We start from the raw sequence: 23,443 nt of genomic DNA, 5'->3' as shown, positions 1-23,443 counted from the left end.
CCTTCTGGAAAAAATTATAAAGCTTTGATTGTACCTTTTGGTAAAATTGCAGTTATAAAATCACGTTTAATTATTACTTCAGTAGTAGTATTTAAAGCAATTGTAATATAACCAGTTTCATCTATTTTAGTCACGTAACCTACTAAACCACCGTTAGTTAATACCTCATTTCCCTTTGAAATAGAATTCATCAGATTTTTATGCTCTTTAGCACGTTTCTGTTGTGGACGCAATATCATAAAATAAAAAATTATTATAAAAGTCAATAACATAACAGCTATAGAATAAGGACTTCCCTGCGATAGGGTACCTTCTGAAGCTATAGCGTCAGAAATAAAAAATCTCATTATTTTTTCCTCATACAATCAATTATCAATTGCTTGACGATGGAACTTTGTTCAAATTATTTATATTTATTCGTCTTTGTTGATAAAATGTGTTAATAAAGTTTTGTAATCTTTTCTTTTCAATAGCTTCACGCAAACCTATCATTAAACGCTGATAATAACGAAGATTATGAATAGTATTTAAGCGTGCACCTAGCATCTCATTACAACGATCAAGATGATGTAAATAAGCACGAGTATAATGACAACATGTATAACAATCACATTGATAATCAAGTGGTGAGAGGTCATATTTATATTTAGAATTACGAATTTTTACTACACCATTAGTAACAAAGAGATGTCCGTTACGTGCATTGCGTGTTGGCATCACACAGTCAAACATATCAATTCCACGACGCACGCCTTCTATTAAATCTTCTGGTTTACCTACACCCATTAAATAACGTGGTTTATTATAAGGCATTTTAGGACAAATAAAATCTAAAATTTTATGCATATGCTCTTTTGGTTCACCAACAGCTAATCCGCCTATAGCGTATCCATCAAAACCAATTTTTAGCAAACCTTTAAGTGAAATATCACGTAGATCTGTGTAGACACTTCCTTGAATAATACCAAATAATGTGTTTTTATTATTTAGATAATCAAAGTGTTCTCGGCTACGTTTTGCCCAACGTAATGACATTTCCATGGAATTTTTCGCGTGTTGCCAATTAGTTTGATATGGTATACATTCATCAAGAATCATGACTATATTAGAATTCAAATTATGTTGAATTTCCATCGATTTTTCGGGATCTAGAAAAACTGTATCCCCATTAATAGGATTACGAAAGTGTACACCAGCTTCATTAACTTGAGATATAGTATTTAAGCTAAATATCTGAAATCCTCCTGAATCGGTTAGTATAGGTCCCTTCCAGTGCATGAAATCGTGCAAGCCACCATGCAATTTTATAGTTTTTTCGCCTGGACGTAGCCATAAATGAAAAGTGTTCCCAAGAATGATTTTTGTTCCACTATTTTCTAATTCTTCAGGAGAGATGCTTTTGACCGAACCATATGTAGCTACTGCTATAAAAACTGGAGTATCTACAATACCGCAATTAAAAATCAGACGACCTCGACGTCCATATCCATCGGTATTATCTAATTCAAATTTCATATACGCTCCATGCATGGCATATAAAAATTAGTGCAAACAAAATCAGATGCCTATTTATTATATCGTCATTTATTGACTAAATTTTTTAGAAATGTTCGTCAGGCGCTTGTGGATTATGTGTTATATACATTGCATCTCCATAGCTAAAGAAGCGATACCGTTCTATAATTGCAGTACGATATGCTCGCATAGTATTCTGATAACCAGCAAAAGCTGATACTAGCATAATTAATGTCGATTGCGGTAAATGGAAGTTAGTAATTAATGTATCGATCACTTTATATTGATAGCTTGGATAAATAAATATCTGTGTATGTCCGATAAATGGTGCAATTAACGTATCTTTGCAATTTGTTGCAGCGCTCTCTAAAGAACGAACAGATGTAGTCCCTATAGCAATGACTTTATTGCCTCGTGTTTTGCAAGCTATAACTGCATTTACTGTTTCTTGTGATACTTCTACATATTCGGTATGCATTATATGTTCCGTGATATTAGTAATTTTTAATTTTTTGAAAGTACCAGCTCCTATGTGTAATGTCACAAATGCTATTTCTACACCTTTCTTTTTTAGCGCATCTATTAACGGTTGATCAAAATGAAGTCCAGCAGTTGGGGCAGCTACTGCACCAAGACGAGTGCTATATACCGTTTGATATAGTTCATAATCGATTGTTTCATCTGGACGATTAATATATGGTGGTAATGGTATATGGCCAATGCTATTTAAAATGTCCAAAACAGTAAAGTCACTTTCAAAGATTATTTCAAATAACGCATTATAATATGATAGTATTGTACCTATAACATTATTCTTTTCACCCATTAATAATATTGCACCGGGCTTTAATGTTTTAGTAGAAGTTCGTACATGGGCAAGAATGCGTCTATCGTCTAGTATACGTTCAACTAATATTTCAATTTTGCCACCGCTAATTTTACGACCATAAATGCGAGCTGGAATAACACGTGTATTATTAAATATTAATAAATCACCCGGATTTATTTTATCCAATATATCAGTAAATATACCATGCATTAGAGTACCACTATTGCCATCTAACGATAATAATCGGCAGCTACTGCGTTTTGTCTTCGGATACTGTGCAATTAAATATTTTGGTAATTGAAAATTAAAATGACAGACATGCATAATTATGATCCTTATATTCTGTAAGCAAATTTCATGTAATCTATTAAGTATATTTAAATTTAATTGCGCATATCGCAAAAAAATAATATACGATTAGAGTATATGACACAGGTTATTTACATTTTGATTAAAGATCTATACTAAGCATAGTAGCTCTATTATGCGCAATGTATAGTAAGGTATTAAATTATCTTAATATGTTTACTATCTATATTTATAATGGTAATACTTATAATTTTGCATATCATTAAATAGTGCACAGTTTATATATTGAGATTTGTAGATATTATATATCAAATTATATTCGAACTACGGAGTTCTGTGCTTTAAATATAATTTTCAAAATATAATTTAGTTTATTAGCCTTTTACACGATCAATAAATGCAGTAATTGAGAATGTTATCAGCGATGGTATCAACCAAGCAATTTCTTGGTCTGCAAGAGGAAAATATTCATTAATTAAAAATACTAATGGTTTAAATTTCGTAGTTTTGATAGCATCTAAAATACCAAAGATGAGACTAATCAACATGGTAGGTATAATAATACGCGTGTTTTTATTCCACCATCTTAATGTGAAACTAAGTATTACTAATACAATACATGGTGGATAAATGGCAGTCAATACTGGAATGGAAATTTGAATTAAATGATTCAAGCCGAAATTAGATATCAATGTAGAGCTAATGCTCATGACATATACTAGAGTTTTATAGGATAATGGAACATATTGTGAAAAAAACTGTGCACAAGAACATGTTAAACCTACCGCAGTTACCATGCAAGCTACAGAAATTAATGCTGCTAGAAAAAAAGCACCTATACTTCCAAAGTTTTGTTGTACGTACGCATTCAAAATTTCAGCACCATTTGCATTTTGAGAAACAATGTTACTACTACCAGAACCGAGTTTAAATAAACTGATATAGACCAACGTTAATCCTATGCCAGAAATTAGTCCAGCCCATATAGTATAACGTGTTAATAGAATTGCATCTTGCACACCACGTGAACGTGCGGCATTCACAATGACAATACCAAATACTAATGCACCTAATGTATCCATGGTGAGGTAACCGTTTAAAAAACCATTAGAAAAAGCTGATGATTGATAATCGACAGTTGCTAAATAAATCTTACCAGTCGGCCAGAATAGTACCGTAATGCATAAGAGAGTTAATGCGCTAATTTTTAACGGAGCTAAAAAGTGTCCAACAGTATCTAGTAATTTACCTGGATAGAGGGAAATTATAATAACTATACAAAAGTAGATTACGCTATAAATAAAAAGTGGTATTGGAGTATTACCAGTTAATGGAGCGAGACCTACTTCAAAAGATACAGAAGCAGTTCGCGGTGTAGCAAAAAATGGACCAATTGCTAAATAGCAAAGTATTGCTAAAAATAAACCAGCAGTTTTACCGATAGGTAAGCTTAGTTTTTCGATACCACCTCCTGCACGTGCTACAGCTATAATCGTCATTACTGGTAAGCCTACAGCACTAATCATAAATCCAAATCCAGCTAACCACATATGTTCACCAGATTGTATTCCAATCATGGGTGGGAAAATAATATTACCTGCTCCAACAAATAGAGCAAAAGTCATAAAACCTAGGGCAAGTATGTCTTTTAATTTTAAACGATGTATCATAACGTTTTGTACTGCCTATAAGTAAATGTTATAGTAGAGGTTAGGTTAATTTTTATTTAAGAGTGACACATATGATTATGTATAAAATATTTAGTTGATCAAATGAATACAATAAAAATATTTTTATTTATAAACTCAATTAAGTTTAATTTAAATGTGCATTAAAATAACTTTTATATAGAACAATAACAACAAAATAGATAATGTTAAAATTAAAATATTTTTTATGAAAAAATCAATAGAAGATGAATAAAAAAATATACAAAATAATTTCAATATATTTGATGTTATGTTATTCAATTTTTGAGTCAAATGTTTTTAATTAATGACATATTTTTGTTTACATAATTAAAATTTCTAAAAGTACTAGCTAGCTTAATTAATGTATAATATTAAAGACTATTGTTAAAGTTATATATAAACTCTATACACTATGCCGTATTTAATTGTGCATGATTTATAATACGTTCATCAATAATGTAGTATAATTCTATTAAAATTAGTACATTTTAAGCACGATAAAACTAAGCAAATTTTAAATTGAGAAAAATTTTATTGTTTTGTTGTTATAAGAATTTGATTAAATTAAATAATGCATTGTATATATGTAAATATAATACTTTTTTTTTAAAAAATTGATCCAAGATCAATGGATTCATCATGCATCTTAATTAATTTTTTATACAATAATATTTATGAGCATACGTTTTAGATATAAGTTTTTATATCTTGCTTGTTACGATTTAATCTAATTTCAAGTAGATATGTTAGATTGAAATTTTCATAAAATCATGTATTGCGTATGCCATTTTAGCGTTAGGAGAAAAAAGGATGCCATCTTTCGATATTGTATCGGAAATTGAACTCCAGCAAGTACGTAATGCCGTCGAGAATGCTAATCGTGAAGTTTCAATTCGTTTTGATTTTCGTAATGTAATTGCCAATATTGAATTAAATGAAAAAGAGGAGATAATTAAAATTACTAGTGAATCTAATTTTCAGATTGGGCAATTGGTAAATATTTTAAGGGAAAATTTAATAAAGCGTGGAATTGAAACAAAAGCTATTGAAATTGCTAAAGAAGTAAACTATAACGGTAAACTTTGTATAATGCAAGTAAAATTAAAAAATGGTATTGATAGAGATGTCGCTAAAGATTTATTAAAAGTAATTAAAAAAAGCAAATTAAAAGTACAATTTCAGATTCAAGGAAATGAATTGCGCATAATTGGAAAATCTCGTGATATATTACAACGTGTGATAATTTTAGTGCGTAATCATGATTTTAATCAACCTTTTCAGTTTAAAAATTTTCGAGATTGATAATATAATCATATTTTTATAAATTTATTTAATTAGTGTTACAATCTTAAAATATATTTTTTAGCTTGTTGTAGTTAGATAAAACACACGATATATGTATAATATCCAGCTTTACACTAACTATTCGAATGATAATAATTCGTTTTAACATACCTCCATAAAAAACAATTTAATTATTAAACGATAATTGGTTATTACTTTGTTATAAAACTATTTTAAATTTTATCTTTAATGTTAATTTTTAAAAAATATATTATTTCATAGTAAAATAAAGAGATTTGTTAGGCAGCAGAATTTTTTTTGAAATTATTTAATATGTTTAGTAAATAGTTTTTTGATTATCATAAATAGATTTATGTGATAAATATTAAATCTATGTAAAATAATAATGCGTTTATTAAACTTAATTCAAATTAATTTCTATTATGTGTGTATAGTTTAGTTAGTATGATCTAACAATTGTATATAATTACACGTCAGTATATTTGTATTCAAAAAGAGTTCTTTTCAGACACAAAAATTACTTAATTTTTCTTCTAATATAGCACGATTTGTTAATGTATTATCTATTTTAACGTATGCAGATTTTTCTTCTGGGATAATAAGTACGGTTTTTACACCTGGCTGTGTTGTTAAATAATTTTGTAAATTAGTAATAGCAACAAGCATTGAGTTGCTTAATGTAATGCGTAGACTACTAACATAAGGAGGTTCTTTCATTGATAAACTAATAAAAAACCAAGGTATTGCGATAAGACTGTTGAATAAAAAGACAGTGTATGTATCAAAGTGTTCATAAATCCAACCACCTATGCTTCCACCAATAGCCGCACCAAGAAATTGACTAGTAGAATAAATACCCATTGCCGTACCTTTATAACCTACTGGTGACTCTTTGCTGATTAATGAAGGTAATATGGCTTCTATTACATTAAAAGAGAAGAAAAATAATTCTATTGCAATTAATATGATATTAACATGAAGTTCTGAAATCCAAAATAAAGTTTGCGAAATTATCATTATTCCAATGCAACTAATTAATACTTTTTTGATACAACGTTTAGTTTCAGAGTAAATAATAAAGGGCATTGCAATAATAAAAGCTATTAACATGGTTAGTAAGTATATTTTCCAATGTAATGTTGCTGGAAAGCCATTTTTTTCTAATTGAGAAGGTAATGTTACAAAAGTTGAAATTAATAAAATATGTAAATAAAAAATATTAATATTTAGTTTTAGCAATTTTTTATTTTTTAAAACTTTTGAAATGCTATTCGTTACAATGCCGCATTCACGATTTAAAATGTGATTTGATGTGTGAGGAACTAGAAAGAGGATAATCAAAATTGCGCAACTAGAGAGAATAGCGATTATCCAAAATAATGTTTGAAGACCATATTTATCTGTAATTATTGGACCAATAATCATTGCTATAAAAAAAGTGATACCGAAACTTACGCCAATAAAACTCATAGCTTTAGTACGATTTTGCTCTCGTACTAAATCTGACAGCAACGCCATAATGACACAGGAAATAGCGCCACATCCTTGTAATGCACGACCTATAATAATACCCCAAATTGAATTTTTTACTGCAGCGATTATGCTACCAATAACAAATAGTATTAAACCAATAATTATTAATGGCTTACGACCGATACGATCCGAAAGCAATCCAAAAGGAATTTGAAATACTGCTTGAGTGAATCCATAAATTCCAATAGCTAAACCGATTAAATATTCGTTGGCACCTTTTAGTTTTATTCCATATGTAGTTATTACAGGTAAAACCATGAACATTCCTAACATGCGTAAGAAAAATATAGTACTTAAACCCCATATAGCACGACGCTCTATATGGGTCATTTGATTATCATTGTTCATTTCAACCCCTGTAAATTTTATTGCTGTATTGAATAATATTTCAAAGATCGATTTTACAATTAAAGAGGGCGCAATTTTCGCGCCCTCTTTAATTCATAGTTATATAGGTTAGATTATTGATAATTGTAAGTTATAATATTTTTAAAAGATATCGGAGTTATAAAATCTATCGATATCATTATACTAAATATTGTAATTACAATAATGGAAAAAACGAATATTCTGTATGACCAAAGTCTGTGGTTTGATGTTTTATAACCCAACAATGATATTACAAACCAACCTATACTTACAGCAGTGACAACTAAAAGATATTTATAACCAGTATAGCCACTTATAGTCAACATAGGTGTAGAAATTACGAATACTAAAATGTATACAATTATATGATTTTTTGCTACTGAAATTCCTTTCACGACTGGTAAAACCGCAATCTTTGCAATTTGATAATCTTTAAAATTATAAATAGCAACTGAGTAAGAATGTGGTATTTGCCAAACACTAAAAATAAACTGTAAAATTAGTGCAGCACAATCAAATTCATTAGTTACTGCACAATAACCAATAACAGGCGGCATAGCACCAGATAAACTACCAATTAATGTACTGTAAACTGAGTGACGCTTCATATAAAGACTATAAATAACAACATATACTACAAAAGCTATAATTGCTAAGCACATACTTAGTGCGTTTACTTTATAATATAATAATGCACAACCAGTAATACCTAATACAATTGCATAAATTAAACTATGTTTGATTGAGAGTAGACCCTTAACTAAAATACGACTCTGCGTTCTGTGCATCTTGATATCAATATCACGATCAATAATATTGTTAAAAACACAGCCTGATGCAATAATAAAACATACTGAAATAAGAGCAAAAAACAGCAGCGAGTAATTTATGTTACCTCTTGAAGCTAATAAAAAACCACCAACCACAGAAATTAAATTTCCTAAAACAATTTTTGGTTTTATAATTGTTAGATAATATCTAATCATTATGAATAACTCTTTAGTGAATCATCATATTATAGTTTAGATGATGCATAATCCATAATGAGCCAACTATTAGAATAGTAACAATAATTATTGAAAAAACAATCGCTATCATATTCCAACCACCCTCAGATCTTACATCTAAATGCAAGAAATAAATCAAATGAACTAACATTTGCATTACTGCACATACTACAATTATATATATAGTATTACTGTAAGACATGTTGCGATAAATTACTATCCAAAATGGGATAATAGTTAGAATAATAGAAAAAATAAAACCAACTATATAAGATGTTAGACGACCCTGAGATGCACCACATCTTTTAATAGAATGATTCATTGCATGGTCCCTATCAAATAAACAACACTGAACACAAAGATCCAAATTATATCTAAAAAATGCCAAAACATGCTGAGACATATGATGCGCGTACAGTTAATCTTAGTCAGTCCACGTTTAATAATTTGCAATATTAATACTGCCATCCAAATTAAACCAGAGCTGACATGTAAACCATGAACACCAACTAAAGTAAAAAACGCAGATAAAAAACCACTGCGATTAGGACCGCAATTATTCATAATAAGATGATAAAATTCATACAGTTCCATGATAATAAATGCAGAACCTAAAATACCGGTTAAAATAAGCCACGTTACAACTAAAATCTTATTTTGCCTATCCATAGCAATTACTGCCATACCATAAATAATAGAACTCAATAACAAAATCATGGTCTCTAAAAAGACAAATGGCAGTTTAAAAATTTCCTTGGCTATTGGACCGAACGCAGTGTTATGAACCATTACCATATAAGTTGCAAACAAAGTTGCAAAGATAATACAATCACTCATTAGGTAAATCCAAAAACCAAAAATTTTATTAGCTTCTGGATCATAAAAATGTTTTTGTATGACAGTTTCATTAGACATTATTTCAAACCTGCTGTTTTAATTTGATTAAAATGTTCATTTTCTATGTTTGCAATATCATCTGCTTGTATATAGTAATCAATATCTTCATCAAAACTTTTTATAATCCAGGTTGCAATCATGCCTATAAATGATAATACTGCTAACCACCAGATGTACCAAATTAACGAAAAGCCTAAAATAGTACCAAACATACCTATAAAGAATCCTGCTTTACTATTCTTTGGCATATGAATATTTTCATATTTTTTCGGTTTTTGATATGACAGCCCTTTTTCTTTAATTGACCAAAATGCATCGCGATCGTCAACATATGGAATAATAGCAAAATTGTAAAACGGCGGAGGTGAAGAAGTTGCCCATTCTAGCGTACGTCCACCCCAAGGATCACCTGTTAAATCTCGGTGTTCATGGCGATCTTTTATAGAAAAATAAAACATGATTAATTGGCATAAAATACCACATCCAATCAATCCAGCACCAATTGCAGCAATAACTAATAAAGAATGAAATTCTGGATCAATATTTTGGCTGAGTCGACGAGTCATTCCCATGAAACCCAGAGCGTACAACGGCATAAAAGCTATAAAAAACCCAATGATCCAACAATAAAAAGCTCGTTTTCCCCAAATTTCATTTAAAGTAAAACCAAATGCTTTTGGAAACCAATAGGTTATTCCGGCCATGCATCCAAAAACGACTCCTCCAATAATGACATTATGAAAGTGTGCTATTAAAAACAAACTATTATGAAGTACAAAATCTGCACCAGGAATAGCTAAAAGAACACCACTCATACCACCAATAGAGAAAGATACTAAAAAACCAATAGTCCATAACATTGCTGAATGAAATTGAATGCGACCTTGATATAAAGTAAATAACCAATTGAAAATCTTAACTCCAGTAGGAATTGCGATAATCATAGTCATAATACCAAAGAAAGCATTGACATTTGCACCTGCTCCCATAGTAAAAAAATGGTGTAACCATACAATAAACGAAAGTATTGTAATAGCAATAGTTGCCCATACTAAAGAAGTATAACCAAATAAACGTTTCTTAGAAAACGTAGCAGTAACTTCAGAGAAAATACCGAATGCAGGAAGAACAAGTATATATACTTCTGGATGGCCCCATACCCAGATTAAGTTGACGTACATCATCATATTACCACCTAGATTACTAGTAAAAAAATGGAAGCCGAGGTAACGATCTAGTGTGAGCAATGCTAATGTTACAGTTAATACCGGAAACGCAATGATAATTAAAACATTTGTACAAAGTGCAGTCCAGCTAAATACTGGCATTTTAAACAAATTCATACCTGGAGCACGCATTTTAAGAATAGTTACAAAGAAATTAATACCTGTCAATGTAGTACCAATACCTGCTAATTGCAGACTCCATATCCAGTAATCAACACCAACACCAGGACTATATTGCTTGCCTGAAAGTGGCGGATAAGCTAACCATCCAGTCTGTGCAAACTCACCAATACCTAATGAAAGATTTACTAAAATAACACCTATCATAGTAAACCAGAAACTTACGTTATTGAGGAAAGGGAATGCAACATCGCGGGCTCCAATTTGTAAAGGTACTATAATATTCATTAAGCCTATTACTAAGGGCATTGCTACAAAGAAGATCATAATGACACCATGAGCAGTGAAAATTTGATCGTAGTGATGGGGAGGTAAAATACCCATTCCCTTAGCAGATGCCATGACTTGTTGTGTACGCATCATTATAGCATCTGCGAATCCTCGCAGTAGCATGATTAATGCAATGATGATGTACATAATACCAAGCTTTTTGTGATCTACAGACGTCAACCATTCAGACCAAAGATACTTCCATTTACCAAAATAAGTAATAATACTGACCATTACTAAACTTGTAATCATAATACCAACAATCGTAACCATAATAATGGGTTCATGGTAAGGAATCGCATCCAGTGTTAATTTTCCCAACATTGCATTTTTTCCTCAATTTTCGCGGAAACGGTGTCACTTATATATCCATACACTAATTGAAGGTCTATATAATGTTTTATTGCATTATAAATTTTTTAATAATTTGTTTGAAAAGATCAGGGTTTGCTATAGAGAAATATTCTACTGGATGATTTTCACTTGGCAATGCAAGTTTTTCAAAATCATTCATATTCATGAGCCTATGAGCAGATTCTCTAACTTTGGAAATCCATTTTTGAAAATCAATCTTATTTTTGGTTGCAATTGCTTTGAATTTCATACCAGAGAAACCACGACCACTAAAATTTGAAGAAAAACCATTAAAAATCCCAGGTTTATTAGCAATAAGATGCAATTTAGTTTGCATGCCTGCCATAGCATAAATTTGACTGCCTAATGTAGGGATAAAAAAGGAATTCATGACAGAATTTGATGTAATATTAAAGTTTACTGGAGTATTTGTTGGGAAAGCTATTTGGTTAATGGTTGCAATACGGAATTTAGGATAAATAAATAACCATTTCCAATCTAAGGCTACCACATCAATATCAACTGGATTAACTTCATGTACTAGTGATTTACTAGGTTCTAATATATGTGTGGATTTCCAAGTCATAATGCCTAAAAATAAGATAATTAGAATAGGAATAATCCAGACAATAGCTTCTATTTTATTTGAATGTGACCAATTAGGACTATACTTTGCGTTTGGATTACTTGCACGGTATTTCCAAGAAAATAAAATAGCCATCAATATTGCAGGAATGACTACAATCAGCATTAAACCAAAAGCTGTTAAAATCAATGAACGTTGTTCAATTGCAATCTGCCCCTTTGGATTTAGCAGAGCACTATCACAGCCACTTAATAATATAGTATTTACTGTAATTATTGAAAAAGACGATAAATATTTTATATGTTTAATAACTTTCATTTAATAACCTCAGTAATTAAAAGAGACTATTGTCGTTTTAAGTGAGGGCACCTTTTACAGAAAAGTTTGCATATTATAAATCTGTTTAGAACTATAGAGAACACTTTTTCAATATAACGTGCTGTTAATATTATATAAATATATTATTTGTATTATGTTGAAGAGTTGCTAGGTAATGCTATTTTGCATTTAATATACATAACATATGTTTATTAAAACAAAGAAATATTTATTTAATACATGATAAATTAAAATTTATGAGTATTCGTATTTCGTAAAATCTGAAATGTTTTTCTACATTTATTTTTTTCAAAATCAATACATATATTTTATATTTAGTTTATATGAAGTAAAGATAATTTATAATTAAAAAATATTTTTTATGATAGGTTTAGTGGAAAAATTATTATTTAATTATTACTATATAATCTATAAAATTTATGTTTTTATACAAAAATTTTGTTATCATCTTATAATATCATTATATAAATAATGTCAAATGTTATATTAAATCTATTTAAATATAATCCAAATATTATTCATTATGAATTTCAATTGCTCATGGTAACAAATGTGCAATCTAGTTTCAAGAATTTATTATAGAAAACATCAATTGAAATACTTACTTTTATTTTTATATGTTCATAAAAATAAATTTATATTCAATAAATTTATTTTTATGTGTTACATAAAAAAATGTTGATACTATAAACTGTCTTTCCTAGAAAATTACTCTTAGAACTACACTCAGCTTGATAATAAATTATGCTTAAATATATACTGGAAAATCAAAATAATAAACTCAAATAAATAATCATATTACAATTGTAGTTTTTTAAATAACTTTGCTATGCTTATTAAGCATATTTAGTATTTTACTATTTCTGTAAATAATAAAAATTTGTAGGGTAAATTAAATTAAGAAATTTTAACAACGTATTACTTAATATATTTAAGTACTATATTTTCGTATCATATAAATAATTTTTGTTATTTTACAGTATTCATCTTGAAGTATTTATTTTTATCACTTAATTCATCGTTATTCTTTAATGAAATTATGTAAAAAATTATTCTATGCTATTTCACGATAATGTAGCTTCACCATTTAATAAATTGTTTTTGTAATCTTGAGCATTTCGTTCTAAAGAAATATCTTCAAAATTTTAAGAATTTTAATATGAAGTTCATTTATTTAATTTTATTTCTAAATTTATATAAATAATAATAAAAGACAATTTTAGTCATGTTGCAACACATATTATTTATACTGCGTATGTTCTCAAAATTATGAAACACTTTTTAAGTTTGTACATTTAAAATAATGCATTACGTAAAAGAGATGATTTTTTAAAAAATTTTATAGCATACTATAGATTGTTAAGGAATATTTGGTTCACTAACTATTAAACTTTATCTATATTCTATAAGTTATTCTAGAATATTTAGTTAAAACTACTCATATTAAACAATAATATCCTTAATATTGAGAATTTGATTAAATTGAATAAATTGTAGAATTTAATATATACATATACTATGTATGATATAGAACTATAATGAAAAATTCACAGAAAAAATATCATTGTATGTAAATATAAATATTTTGCATTTTACATGCATATACTGGATTTTTTAAAACATTTCATCTATGCTAGCAATTGCTAGTTAAAAGAAAACTAAAACATTTCCTAAATTAATTAAAAAAATTTATGTCGCCATTTAATAAAGTATGTTTGAATATTTAAAAATTCATCTGTGCTAAATTAAAGAGTCGTAAAAGGGCTTTGGCTATAATACTCAATTATACAATTATCTATTTGATCGTTTTGAATTTATTTATCTAGGTTTATTTAGAATAATTTTTAAATAATTGAGAATTATGATTTTTTTGTAAATTTCTAAATGATTTTTGAATAAAATTCACTTTTTTATTATGCAAATGATAGTCAAATTATTACAAAGTAATATAATTCAATGTTCTTCTTAAAGATTATCTTTAAAAATCAATTGTATTAATGATATTTTTATAAATTGCTTTATTAAAATTAAATTAAATTTAAAAAAATGGTATCAATAACACACTAATAAGTTTATACCCTCAATTCTAGCTATATTCTTATAATCTTAGTATATATACTGAAAATTTTCTCTAATTAAGACAATGAACTCGAATTTTTAAATACAAATTCAATTTTTTTAATTACAGAATTTTATATCGATTCTTTAGATTGCATGTATCAGGTTAATAAATATCTCTACAGTAAACCGTATACACATGTTTGAGGTAATGAAATGACAGTGTTAATAGAAACTACTCAAGGATTAGGGCGTAGGATTACAGTTACTGTAACAGCAGACCATATTGAAAAAGCAGTAAAAAAAGAACTAGTCAAAGCAGCAAAAAAAGTTCATGTTGATGGTTTTCGCAAAGGGAAAGCACCAATAGACATCATTGCACAGAGATGCGGCACTGTAGTTCATCAAAACACTTTAAATGATCTTATGGAACGTATATTCACTGATACCATTATTAAAGAAAAAATTAATTTAGCAGGCCCTCCGAATTATATACCTAGTAAATATCAAAAAGGCACAGATTTTACTTATACAGTTGAATTTGAAGTATATCCAGAAATTACATTAAAATGTTTAGATTCTATCGAATTAGAAAAACCAGTTGTTGAAATAACTGATATGGATATTGATATTGTCTTAAATATCTTACAGAAACAAAAAGCAATTTGGAGTGAAACGAATAATGTTGCATCTATCAGAGATCGTGTAACTATCGATTTCAATGGGTTAGCAGAAGGATCAAAATTTGAAGGTAGTCAAGCTAATAATTTTGTTTTGGTAATAGAGCAAGGTTGTATGATACCAGGACTTGCAGAAAATATCATTAATCACAAACCAGGTGAAAAATTTACTATCGATGTTAAATTTCCATTTAATTACCATGTGAAAAATTTACAAAATAAGAATGCTACCTTTAACATTTTTCTAAAAAAAGTTGAAACGTATACTTTACCAAAATTAAATGAAGAATTTGTTAAGCATATTGGAATAAAGAATGGTTCTATAATTGAATTGCGTGCTGAAATACGAAAAAACATGGAGCGTGAATTGAAAAGAGCTATATATGCTCGATTAAAGTCGCAGGTAATGAAAGCGTTAATAGATAATCATAGTATTGATGTTCCAACAGCACTGGTTAAAAAAGAAATTAATATAATATATAATCAACAATCAACAGAATATTCTGATAATAAAAAAAAACAATTATTTAATACATCATCCGATGAACTAATTGCAAATCAAGCAAAGTATCGCGTTAGTGTAGCTTTATTGTTGCAAGAAATTATTCGTACTCATAACTTAAAGGTTGATGAAAATCGTGTAAGAGCATTAATAATAGAAATAGCTTCAGCATATGAAAACCCAAATCAAGTAATTGCTTTATACTTTAAAAAAAAGGAGCTAATGAATAATATTCGTAATATAGTTTTAGAAGAGTTAGCAATCGAAGCTGTAATCACAAAAGCTAAAATTACAGAAAAACCTTTTAAATTTAATGAATTAATTTATCACCATACTTATGAGAATCAGTTTGTTTCATTCGCTTAATATTTTTATTTTAGGATATTAATAATTTTTGAGATTATTATTGTATTCTCTTAATTAAAGATTATTTATATTGCATAATTATTCATAATTATAGTGTACAGAAAAATTTTTAGTGAAAATTATTTTCGGTTTATATATCATGCTATTACAGAATGTATTTTAAGTGAAATAAGATATTAAAATATAAAATCTATTGAAATAATTAAATTATTTTATTGGTATACTTTAAGTGTAAAAAGAGTCAATAAAAATAATTATATTTAAAATTAATTTCTTATAATCTTTAAAAAATTATTAATTAAGCATGATGAGGAGCGTATAATGGCACATGTCGGCGATCGTGATTTTACTACACCGTATATGGCACTGATACCGATGGTAGTAGAGCAAACTTCACGGGGTGAACGTTCTTACGACATTTATTCACGTTTGCTGAAAGAAAGAGTGATTTTCTTAACTGGTCAAATCGAAGATTATATGGCAAACTTAATTGTTGCACAAATATTATTTTTAGAAGCTGAAAATCCTGAAAAAGATATATATATATATATTAATTCACCAGGTGGTGTTATTACCTCTGGTATGTCTATTTATGACACTATGAAATTTATTAAACCAGATGTTAGTACAATTTGTATGGGGCAAGCTTGTTCAATGAGTGCATTTCTGCTAGCTTCAGGTACACAAGGTAAACGTTTTTGTTTGCCTAATTCACGTGTAATGATTCATCAACCATTAGGTGGCTACCATGGCCAAGCAACTGATATTGAAATTCATGCACGAGAAATTCTAAAAGTAAAGCAGCGTATGAACGAGTTACTTGCTGAGCATACTGGCAAATCTTTGGAGCAGGTTGAACATGATACTGAACGTGATCGTTTTCTTTCAGCTAAAGAAGCCGTAGATTATGGGTTGGTTGACTCTATTTTAGTGCAGCGTCAATAAAAAATATCTAGATTTTTTAACAAATCATTAGTCAAATAAATTATCCTAGATCAATTATATTATTAGTAAACAATGATTCTTATTTATTAGATCTTCGTTACAATAAATAATACCTACATTCGATTTGAGGAATAAAAGAGGTTAGCTGATGACAGATAAGTGCAAAGTCGATACCGAGATATTATTATGTTGTTCTTTTTGCGGAAAGAATCAACATGAAGTTCATAAGCTTATTGCAGGTCCGTCGGTATATATTTGCGCCGAGTGTGTTGATTTATGTAATGACATTATTAGCCAAGAGATTAAGGACACTGTGTCAGATCGTCAGCGCAGCCTTTTACGCACTCCACATCAAATTCGCCGTCATCTTGATGAGTATATTATTGGTCAAGAAAACGCGAAAAAAGTACTGGCGGTAGCAGTTTATAATCACTATAAACGCCTATGTAACGCAGATAAAAGCAGTAGTGATGTTGAATTAGGAAAAAGTAATATCCTGCTTATTGGGCCCACTGGTAGTGGTAAGACCCTTCTTGCAGAAACATTAGCACGTCTTTTGGGTGTACCGTTTACTATTGCTGATGCGACAACTCTAACAGAGGCTGGTTACGTGGGCGAAGATGTTGAAAGTATTCTTCAAAAACTACTCCAAAAATGCGATTATGATGTAAAGAAAGCACAGCATGGAATTATTTATATAGATGAAATAGATAAAATCTCTAGAAAATCAGATAATCCATCAATTACGCGTGATGTTTCAGGAGAGGGTGTTCAACAAGCACTTTTAAAACTTATTGAAGGCACCGTAGCTGCTGTTCCTCCACAGGGCGGACGTAAACATCCACAACAAGAATTTTTACAGGTTGATACTTCTAAAATTTTATTCATTTGTGGAGGAGCTTTTGATGGTTTAGATAAAATAATTTCTCAACGCGTCGAAACAGGATCTGGAATCGGTTTTAGTGCAACTGTAATAAAACAAGCACAAAAATCAAGCCAAGGCAAATTACTTTCATTGGTTGAACCGGAAGATTTAATTAAATTTGGTTTGATCCCAGAATTTATAGGTCGTTTACCAGTAGTGACTACTTTAAGCGAACTCAATGAAGAATCGTTGATTCAAATTTTATCTCAACCAAAAAATTCACTAATCAAACAATATCAAGTATTATTTAATTTAGAAGGCGTAAAATTAGAGTTTCGTGATGAAGCATTGAAAATGATTGCTAGAAAAGCTAACCTGCGTAAAACAGGTGCACGTGGCCTGCGATCTATCGTTGAAGCTATTTTATTAGAAATAATGTATGATCTTCCTTCTATAGAAGGTGTTGACACAGTAGTGATTGATGAGACTGTTATTAGTGGTAAATCTGGACCTATGTTAGTTTATAGCACAAATGAAGTGTTAGTTTCTAATGAACAAATAAATCAATAAATTATATTTGTATATTAAAAAAATAACAAAGTGCTTTCGTTATTTTTGTCTAATGTAAGCGAATTGAATGTCATATAAATATCCCTATATAATTGGCATTATGCATCTTCAATGGTTTGTTTTTTTTATTTTTACGTGGTTCCCATGATTTCTGGCGATATTAGAAATAAAGAGAGAGCTCTATGAATCTTGAGCATTCTGAATGTATTGAAATTCCTGTATTACCACTGCGTGATGTGGTGGTGTATCCACATATGGTTATTCCATTGTTTGTTGGTCGAGAAAAATCGATTCGATGCCTTGAAATTGCGATGGAACATGATAAAAAGATTTTCCTAGTGGCACAAAGAGAAGCTGCAAAGGATGATCCTAGTATAAATGATCTCTTTTCTGTAGGAACAGTAGCATCGGTTTTACAAATGTTAAAGCTACCTGATGGTACAGTGAAAGTCTTAGTAGAAGGATTACAGCGTGCACGTATAAAAACTTTAGTAGATAATGGTGATCATTTTATTGCCCAAGCTGAATACTTGATTACAAATGAAATTGAAGAACGTGAACAAGAAGTATTAGTACGCACTGCTATTAATCAATTTGAAGGTTATATTAAACTAAATAAAAAAATACCACCTGAGGTATTAACATCTTTAAATAGCATCGATGATGCTGCTCGCTTAGCAGATACTGTAGCTGCACATATGCCATTAAAGTTAGCAGATAAACAATCAGTCATGGAAATGGCTGATGTTAATGAGCGTTTAGAATATCTTATGGCAATGATGGAATCAGAAATTGATCTGCTTCAAGTTGAAAAGCGGATTCGTAACCGTGTAAAAAAACAAATGGAGAAAAGCCAACGAGAATATTATCTCAATGAACAAATGAAGGCTATTCAAAGAGAGTTAGGAGAAATGGATGAAACTCCAGACGAATATGAAGCTCTCAAACGAAAAATTGATATGGCAAAAATGTCAGTTGAAGCACATGAAAAAACAGAATCTGAATTACAAAAATTAAAAATGATGCCGCCTATGTCAGCAGAAGCTACTGTAGTAAGAAGTTATATTGACTGGATGCTTCAGGTGCCATGGTCTTCACGCAGTAAATTAAAAAAAGATTTATGCAAAGCGCAATACAGACTTGATACTGACCATTATGGTCTTGAAAGCGTCAAAGATCGTATACTCGAGTATCTTGCCGTACAAAATCGTATAAGTAAAATTAGAGGTCCTATTCTTTGTCTTGTTGGACCTCCAGGGGTAGGTAAAACTTCTCTTGGACAATCCATTGCTAAAGCAACTGGACGTAAATACGTACGTATGGCGTTAGGTGGTATGCGTGATGAAGCAGAAATTCGTGGTCACAGACGTACTTATATCGGTTCAATGCCGGGAAAATTAATACAGAAAATGGCAAAGGTCGCAGTAAAAAATCCATTATTTTTATTAGATGAGATTGATAAAATGTCTTCCGATATGCGAGGTGATCCAGCTTCAGCTTTACTAGAAGTTTTAGATCCTGAACAAAACGTTGCATTTAACGATCACTATTTAGAAGTTGATTATGATCTATCTGATGTAATGTTTGTAGCGACATCCAATTCTATGAATATACCTTTACCGTTATTAGATCGTATGGAAGTTATTCGTATTTCAGGTTATACAGAAAATGAAAAAATGAATATCGCTAAACAACATCTTCTGCCAAAACAAATTCAACGTAATGCCCTAAAAGCACATGAGATAAATATTGATGATAGTGCTATTATTAGTATAATTCGTTATTATACTCGCGAAGCTGGTGTACGTAGTTTAGAACGTGAACTTTCAAAGTTATGTCGAAAATCAGTTAAAGCATTATTAATGGATAAAACAAAAACAAATATTAGTATTGATTCTGAAAATCTCAAAAATTTTCTTGGAGTGCAACGTTTTGATTATGGTCGTGCAAATAGTGATAACCGAGTAGGTCAAGTAACTGGTCTAGCCTGGACGGAAGTAGGAGGTGATTTGTTAACTATTGAAGCTGCTTGTTTACCAGGAAAAGGGAAGTTAACTTATACAGGTTGTTTAGGTGAAGTGATGCAGGAATCTATACAAGCAGCCGTCACAGTGGTGCGTGCACGTGCAGAAAAGTTAGGCATTAAAGTAGATTTTTATGAAAATCGTGATATTCATGTACATGTACCAGAAGGTGCAACTCCAAAAGATGGCCCTAGTGCTGGCATTGCTATGTGTACTGCGCTTGTCTCTTGTTTAACTTGCAGTCCAGTGCGTTCTGATATAGCCATGACAGGAGAAATTACATTGTGTGGTCAAATTTTGCCTATCGGTGGTCTCAAAGAAAAATTATTAGCTGCACATCGCGGAGGAATTAAAAAAGTATTAATTCCTATTGACAATAAGCGAGATTTAGAAGAAATTCCGAAGAATGTCGTTGCCAATCTTGAAATATACCCAGTAAAATGCATTGAAGAGGTACTTAGTTTTTCAATAGAGACTTTGTCTTGGATACATTAATTAATATTTTAAACATAAGAATTTATGACATTTCTTGACAGCTCTCCTTTATTTTTGGTTAGCTGCAGGGTGTCTGTATGTGGAGTAGTAGCTTTTTGAATAAAGCAGAATTCAAAAAACAAATGAATTTAATTGAATTAGTGAGTTTGATTTACAGATAGACATATTTGTTTAAGATTAAAGAAAAATTTTTGCTAGTTTTAAATTTAAGTGAATTATAATTTGATTTAATGAAATAGCTTGTTAAATGTATTGTTTTCATAATACATTTTTTAAAAAACACTTTTTTTTCATTTCTTTCATTATATTAGAGCGATTAGCCTCATAATCAGCTAAACCAGATGCACGCGCATAACAAGCAGAACAGTTACCACAACCATCACCTTTTATACCGTTATAACAAGTTAAAGTTTCCAATCTTATTAATTGTAATTGTTGAAAATAATCAGCTAATGCCCAAGTTTCTGCTTTATTCAATGACATAAGAGGCATTTCAAAATTGATATTACGTTCCATGCCTAAATTTATAGCATTGCCAAAAAGATTTATAAATTCCTTACGACAGTCCGGATAATTTAAAAAATCGTTTTCGGATATGCCTGCAATCACGCTTTCTGCTCCTATTGTATAGGCATAAATTGCCGATATAGTTAAAAATAAAATATTTCGTCCTGGAACAAATGTACTCGGAAGACAGGTAGTATTGAATTTATAATTTGGTATAGGGATATTAAAACGAGTTAAACTACTAATGGTTAATTCATTAAGTATAGTTATATCTAATATTTTATGTTCTTGTATGCCCAAATGTTTTGCTAATCTCATGGCTACTTTAATCTCTTGTCGATGTCGTTGATTATAATCAAAAGTAATACAATATACTTTATTATAAAACTGACACGCCTGGATTAAACAGGTAGTAGAATCTTGTCCTCCACTAAATAATACAACAGCTTGTTTTGTTTTTTTTCTTATATTGATCATCTATCACCTATATTTTAATATTTAAAATTAGTATACTATTTTATAGTATTGAAATTAATAATTACGATTATTATTTTAAAATTTAAATTACGGATTTATTTGGCTTGTAGAATAGATCTTTTTAAAATCTAAATAGTTATTTGGTATTATCATGTTATGATTTTACTATAATGGTAGATCTAGAGTAGCCAGAAAGTTAATAGAAGTTTATTTAATAATAAAAAAATTCTAAAGTCAGATAAGGAATGTTATAGATTGCATAATCCATATATAGTATTACGGTAATCAAAATTTTTTACTTTCATTGACACAGTTATAATATAAGCTGTTTTACCTCTTTAAATAATTAATCATGTTAAGTGATTCTTAATATAATTAATTATTTAATAAAAACTTAATTTTTATTTTAAATATTTTTTAAAAAAAGTACACAAAAATCCTCTACTAGGTTTGCATTCTAAGTTTATTTTTATATTAATTAATAGAATAGTTATCAGAATAAAGACATTTATTAATTTTTGATTTTATTTATTATGTAGAGATTATCTAGAATATAGTATGTATACTATAAATATTAGAAATTGATAATGCTTGTAATATTTAGTATACGATTTTTATACTATTATAATTTTATTATTACTAGTAGTATACTGAGTCTTCATATTAAGATGCAGTCAGTTACCTAAATGATTACTATAGTAATTTCTTTTCAGTTATTCAGCTATATGACAACTATACGACTATATTTTATATAGAACTTTAATAATTAATTAGATTGAAACAATAAATATGCTACTTAACTTAGCTAAACATAATTAGGGTATAAATTACAAAAAAATTGAATATAAATAATTATTATAAAATATTAATAAGGATATTTCGATAATCTTTTGTGTAAAAATATTGATTTTACCTTTAAATTACATATCTCTTTTTTAGAGAAAATTTGTATTATCAAAAATATATCATATGGTAGAGGTAGATTAAAACAATCTATTTATTATTACGAGATATTATCTTTACATAAATATATAATTTTATTTTCTCTTTATAAATATATTTTAGTGCAATTTGTATAATTCTAATAAAAAAGTTATACGAGAAAGTTCGCTGCATTATAACATTTATGTACTAGTACATAAATGTTATAATGCCAACACAAAAGTTTGAATAACGGATCAAGCAAATGGATGAATACTCACCTAAGCGACATGACATAGTGCAACTCAAATTTTTATGCGAACATTTATTTTCTGAATGTATAGCAAACTTACAAGGTATCTATAGTGGATGGGTTAATGATCCTGCTTCAAGAAAAAATAAAAGCATTAATGAATTAATTGAATATATTTCTTATTTCATAATGAATTATAAGATCAAGCATCTTGAAGATGAAAAGCTAGTCATACAAGCCGATGAATATCTTGACGATACCTTCATGTTGTTTAGCAATTATGTAATTAATACTCAAGATATTAAAAGTTGGAAAAAATCAGCAAAACATTTATTTATATCATTTGTTAAATAATGTGTTTGTTTTTTTT

At 29.3% G+C, this 23,443-nt stretch carries 17 protein-coding genes; 6 read left to right on the top strand and 11 right to left on the bottom strand.

Features of this window, described 5'->3' with window-relative positions; translation table 11 throughout:
• Positions 1-14: 14 nt before the first annotated feature.
• From yajC to brnQ, 4 genes are all read right to left on the bottom strand, one after another.
• Positions 15-347 (bottom strand): preprotein translocase subunit YajC, encoded by a 333-nt coding sequence (yajC, locus tag BMSBPS_RS02175; protein WP_022564792.1) that lies wholly within the window; start codon positions 345-347, stop codon positions 15-17.
• 25 nt (positions 348-372) lie between these two features.
• Positions 373-1,515, bottom strand: coding sequence for a tRNA guanosine(34) transglycosylase Tgt (gene tgt / locus BMSBPS_RS02170; RefSeq protein WP_022564791.1), 1,143 nt, complete (start codon positions 1,513-1,515; stop codon positions 373-375).
• 85 nt (positions 1,516-1,600) lie between these two features.
• The gene (gene queA, locus BMSBPS_RS02165) at positions 1,601-2,668 is read right to left on the bottom strand and encodes a tRNA preQ1(34) S-adenosylmethionine ribosyltransferase-isomerase QueA (protein ID WP_022564790.1); all 1,068 of its coding nucleotides are present in this window, start codon (positions 2,666-2,668) and stop codon (positions 1,601-1,603) included.
• A 359-nt stretch (positions 2,669-3,027) separates the two neighbouring features.
• Entirely contained in the window at positions 3,028-4,323 is a 1,296-nt protein-coding gene (gene brnQ, locus BMSBPS_RS02160) for a branched-chain amino acid transport system II carrier protein (protein WP_022564789.1), read from the bottom strand.
• An 831-nt stretch (positions 4,324-5,154) separates the two neighbouring features.
• Between brnQ and BMSBPS_RS02155 the strand changes: the two genes are divergently transcribed.
• Positions 5,155-5,646, top strand: a complete 492-nt coding sequence (locus tag BMSBPS_RS02155) for a YajQ family cyclic di-GMP-binding protein (RefSeq protein ID WP_022564788.1) — start codon at positions 5,155-5,157, stop codon at positions 5,644-5,646.
• 507 nt (positions 5,647-6,153) lie between these two features.
• Here the strand turns inward: BMSBPS_RS02155 and BMSBPS_RS02150 are convergent.
• From BMSBPS_RS02150 to cyoA, 6 genes are all read right to left on the bottom strand, one after another.
• Positions 6,154-7,530, bottom strand: coding sequence for an MFS transporter (locus BMSBPS_RS02150; protein ID WP_046201136.1), 1,377 nt, complete (start codon positions 7,528-7,530; stop codon positions 6,154-6,156).
• A gap of 113 nt (positions 7,531-7,643) precedes the next feature.
• Entirely contained in the window at positions 7,644-8,537 is an 894-nt protein-coding gene (gene cyoE / locus BMSBPS_RS02145) for a heme o synthase (RefSeq protein ID WP_022564786.1), read from the bottom strand.
• 13 nt (positions 8,538-8,550) lie between these two features.
• On the bottom strand, positions 8,551-8,880 hold the full coding sequence (gene cyoD / locus BMSBPS_RS02140) for a cytochrome o ubiquinol oxidase subunit IV (protein WP_022564785.1): 330 nt from the start codon (positions 8,878-8,880) through the stop codon (positions 8,551-8,553).
• Complete coding sequence (gene cyoC / locus BMSBPS_RS02135; protein ID WP_022564784.1) at positions 8,877-9,473, bottom strand: cytochrome o ubiquinol oxidase subunit III; 597 nt, start codon at positions 9,471-9,473, stop codon at positions 8,877-8,879. The genes cyoD and cyoC overlap by 4 nt, the downstream gene beginning before the upstream one ends.
• A complete protein-coding gene (gene cyoB / locus BMSBPS_RS02130; RefSeq protein ID WP_022564783.1) occupies positions 9,473-11,455 on the bottom strand; it encodes a cytochrome o ubiquinol oxidase subunit I in 1,983 nt (660 codons plus the stop codon). Before cyoB ends, cyoC begins: the two co-directional genes overlap by 1 nt.
• A gap of 76 nt (positions 11,456-11,531) precedes the next feature.
• Positions 11,532-12,389 (bottom strand): ubiquinol oxidase subunit II, encoded by an 858-nt coding sequence (gene cyoA / locus BMSBPS_RS02125; RefSeq protein WP_022564782.1) that lies wholly within the window; start codon positions 12,387-12,389, stop codon positions 11,532-11,534.
• Between the two features lie 2,295 nt (positions 12,390-14,684).
• Here cyoA and tig point away from each other — a divergent pair.
• From tig to lon, 4 genes are all read left to right on the top strand, one after another.
• Positions 14,685-16,016: a trigger factor gene (tig, locus tag BMSBPS_RS02120; RefSeq protein WP_046201135.1), complete on the top strand. Its 1,332-nt coding sequence runs from the start codon at positions 14,685-14,687 to the stop codon at positions 16,014-16,016.
• A gap of 321 nt (positions 16,017-16,337) precedes the next feature.
• The gene (clpP, locus tag BMSBPS_RS02115; RefSeq protein WP_022564779.1) at positions 16,338-16,961 is read left to right on the top strand and encodes an ATP-dependent Clp endopeptidase proteolytic subunit ClpP; all 624 of its coding nucleotides are present in this window, start codon (positions 16,338-16,340) and stop codon (positions 16,959-16,961) included.
• Between the two features lie 148 nt (positions 16,962-17,109).
• Positions 17,110-18,396, top strand: coding sequence for an ATP-dependent Clp protease ATP-binding subunit ClpX (gene clpX, locus BMSBPS_RS02110; protein WP_022564778.1), 1,287 nt, complete (start codon positions 17,110-17,112; stop codon positions 18,394-18,396).
• A gap of 182 nt (positions 18,397-18,578) precedes the next feature.
• Positions 18,579-20,915 carry an endopeptidase La gene (gene lon, locus BMSBPS_RS02105; RefSeq protein ID WP_022564777.1) on the top strand — a complete coding sequence of 779 codons (2,337 nt, stop codon included), beginning with the start codon at positions 18,579-18,581 and terminating at the stop codon, positions 20,913-20,915.
• Between the two features lie 258 nt (positions 20,916-21,173).
• Here lon and queC read toward each other — a convergent pair whose 3' ends face one another.
• Positions 21,174-21,899 (bottom strand): 7-cyano-7-deazaguanine synthase QueC, encoded by a 726-nt coding sequence (queC, locus tag BMSBPS_RS02100; protein WP_022564776.1) that lies wholly within the window; start codon positions 21,897-21,899, stop codon positions 21,174-21,176.
• Positions 21,900-23,085: 1,186 nt separating this feature from the next.
• Between queC and tomB the strand changes: the two genes are divergently transcribed.
• Positions 23,086-23,427, top strand: coding sequence for an Hha toxicity modulator TomB (tomB, locus tag BMSBPS_RS02095; protein ID WP_022564775.1), 342 nt, complete (start codon positions 23,086-23,088; stop codon positions 23,425-23,427).
• Positions 23,428-23,443 lie beyond the last annotated feature (16 nt).

Source organism: Candidatus Pantoea carbekii (genome assembly GCF_000971765.1).
Lineage (GTDB): Bacteria > Pseudomonadota > Gammaproteobacteria > Enterobacterales > Enterobacteriaceae > Pantoea_A > Pantoea_A carbekii.
The sequence above is the reverse complement of the archived record's forward strand: the minus strand, read 5'-3'. Positions and strand labels throughout refer to the sequence as shown.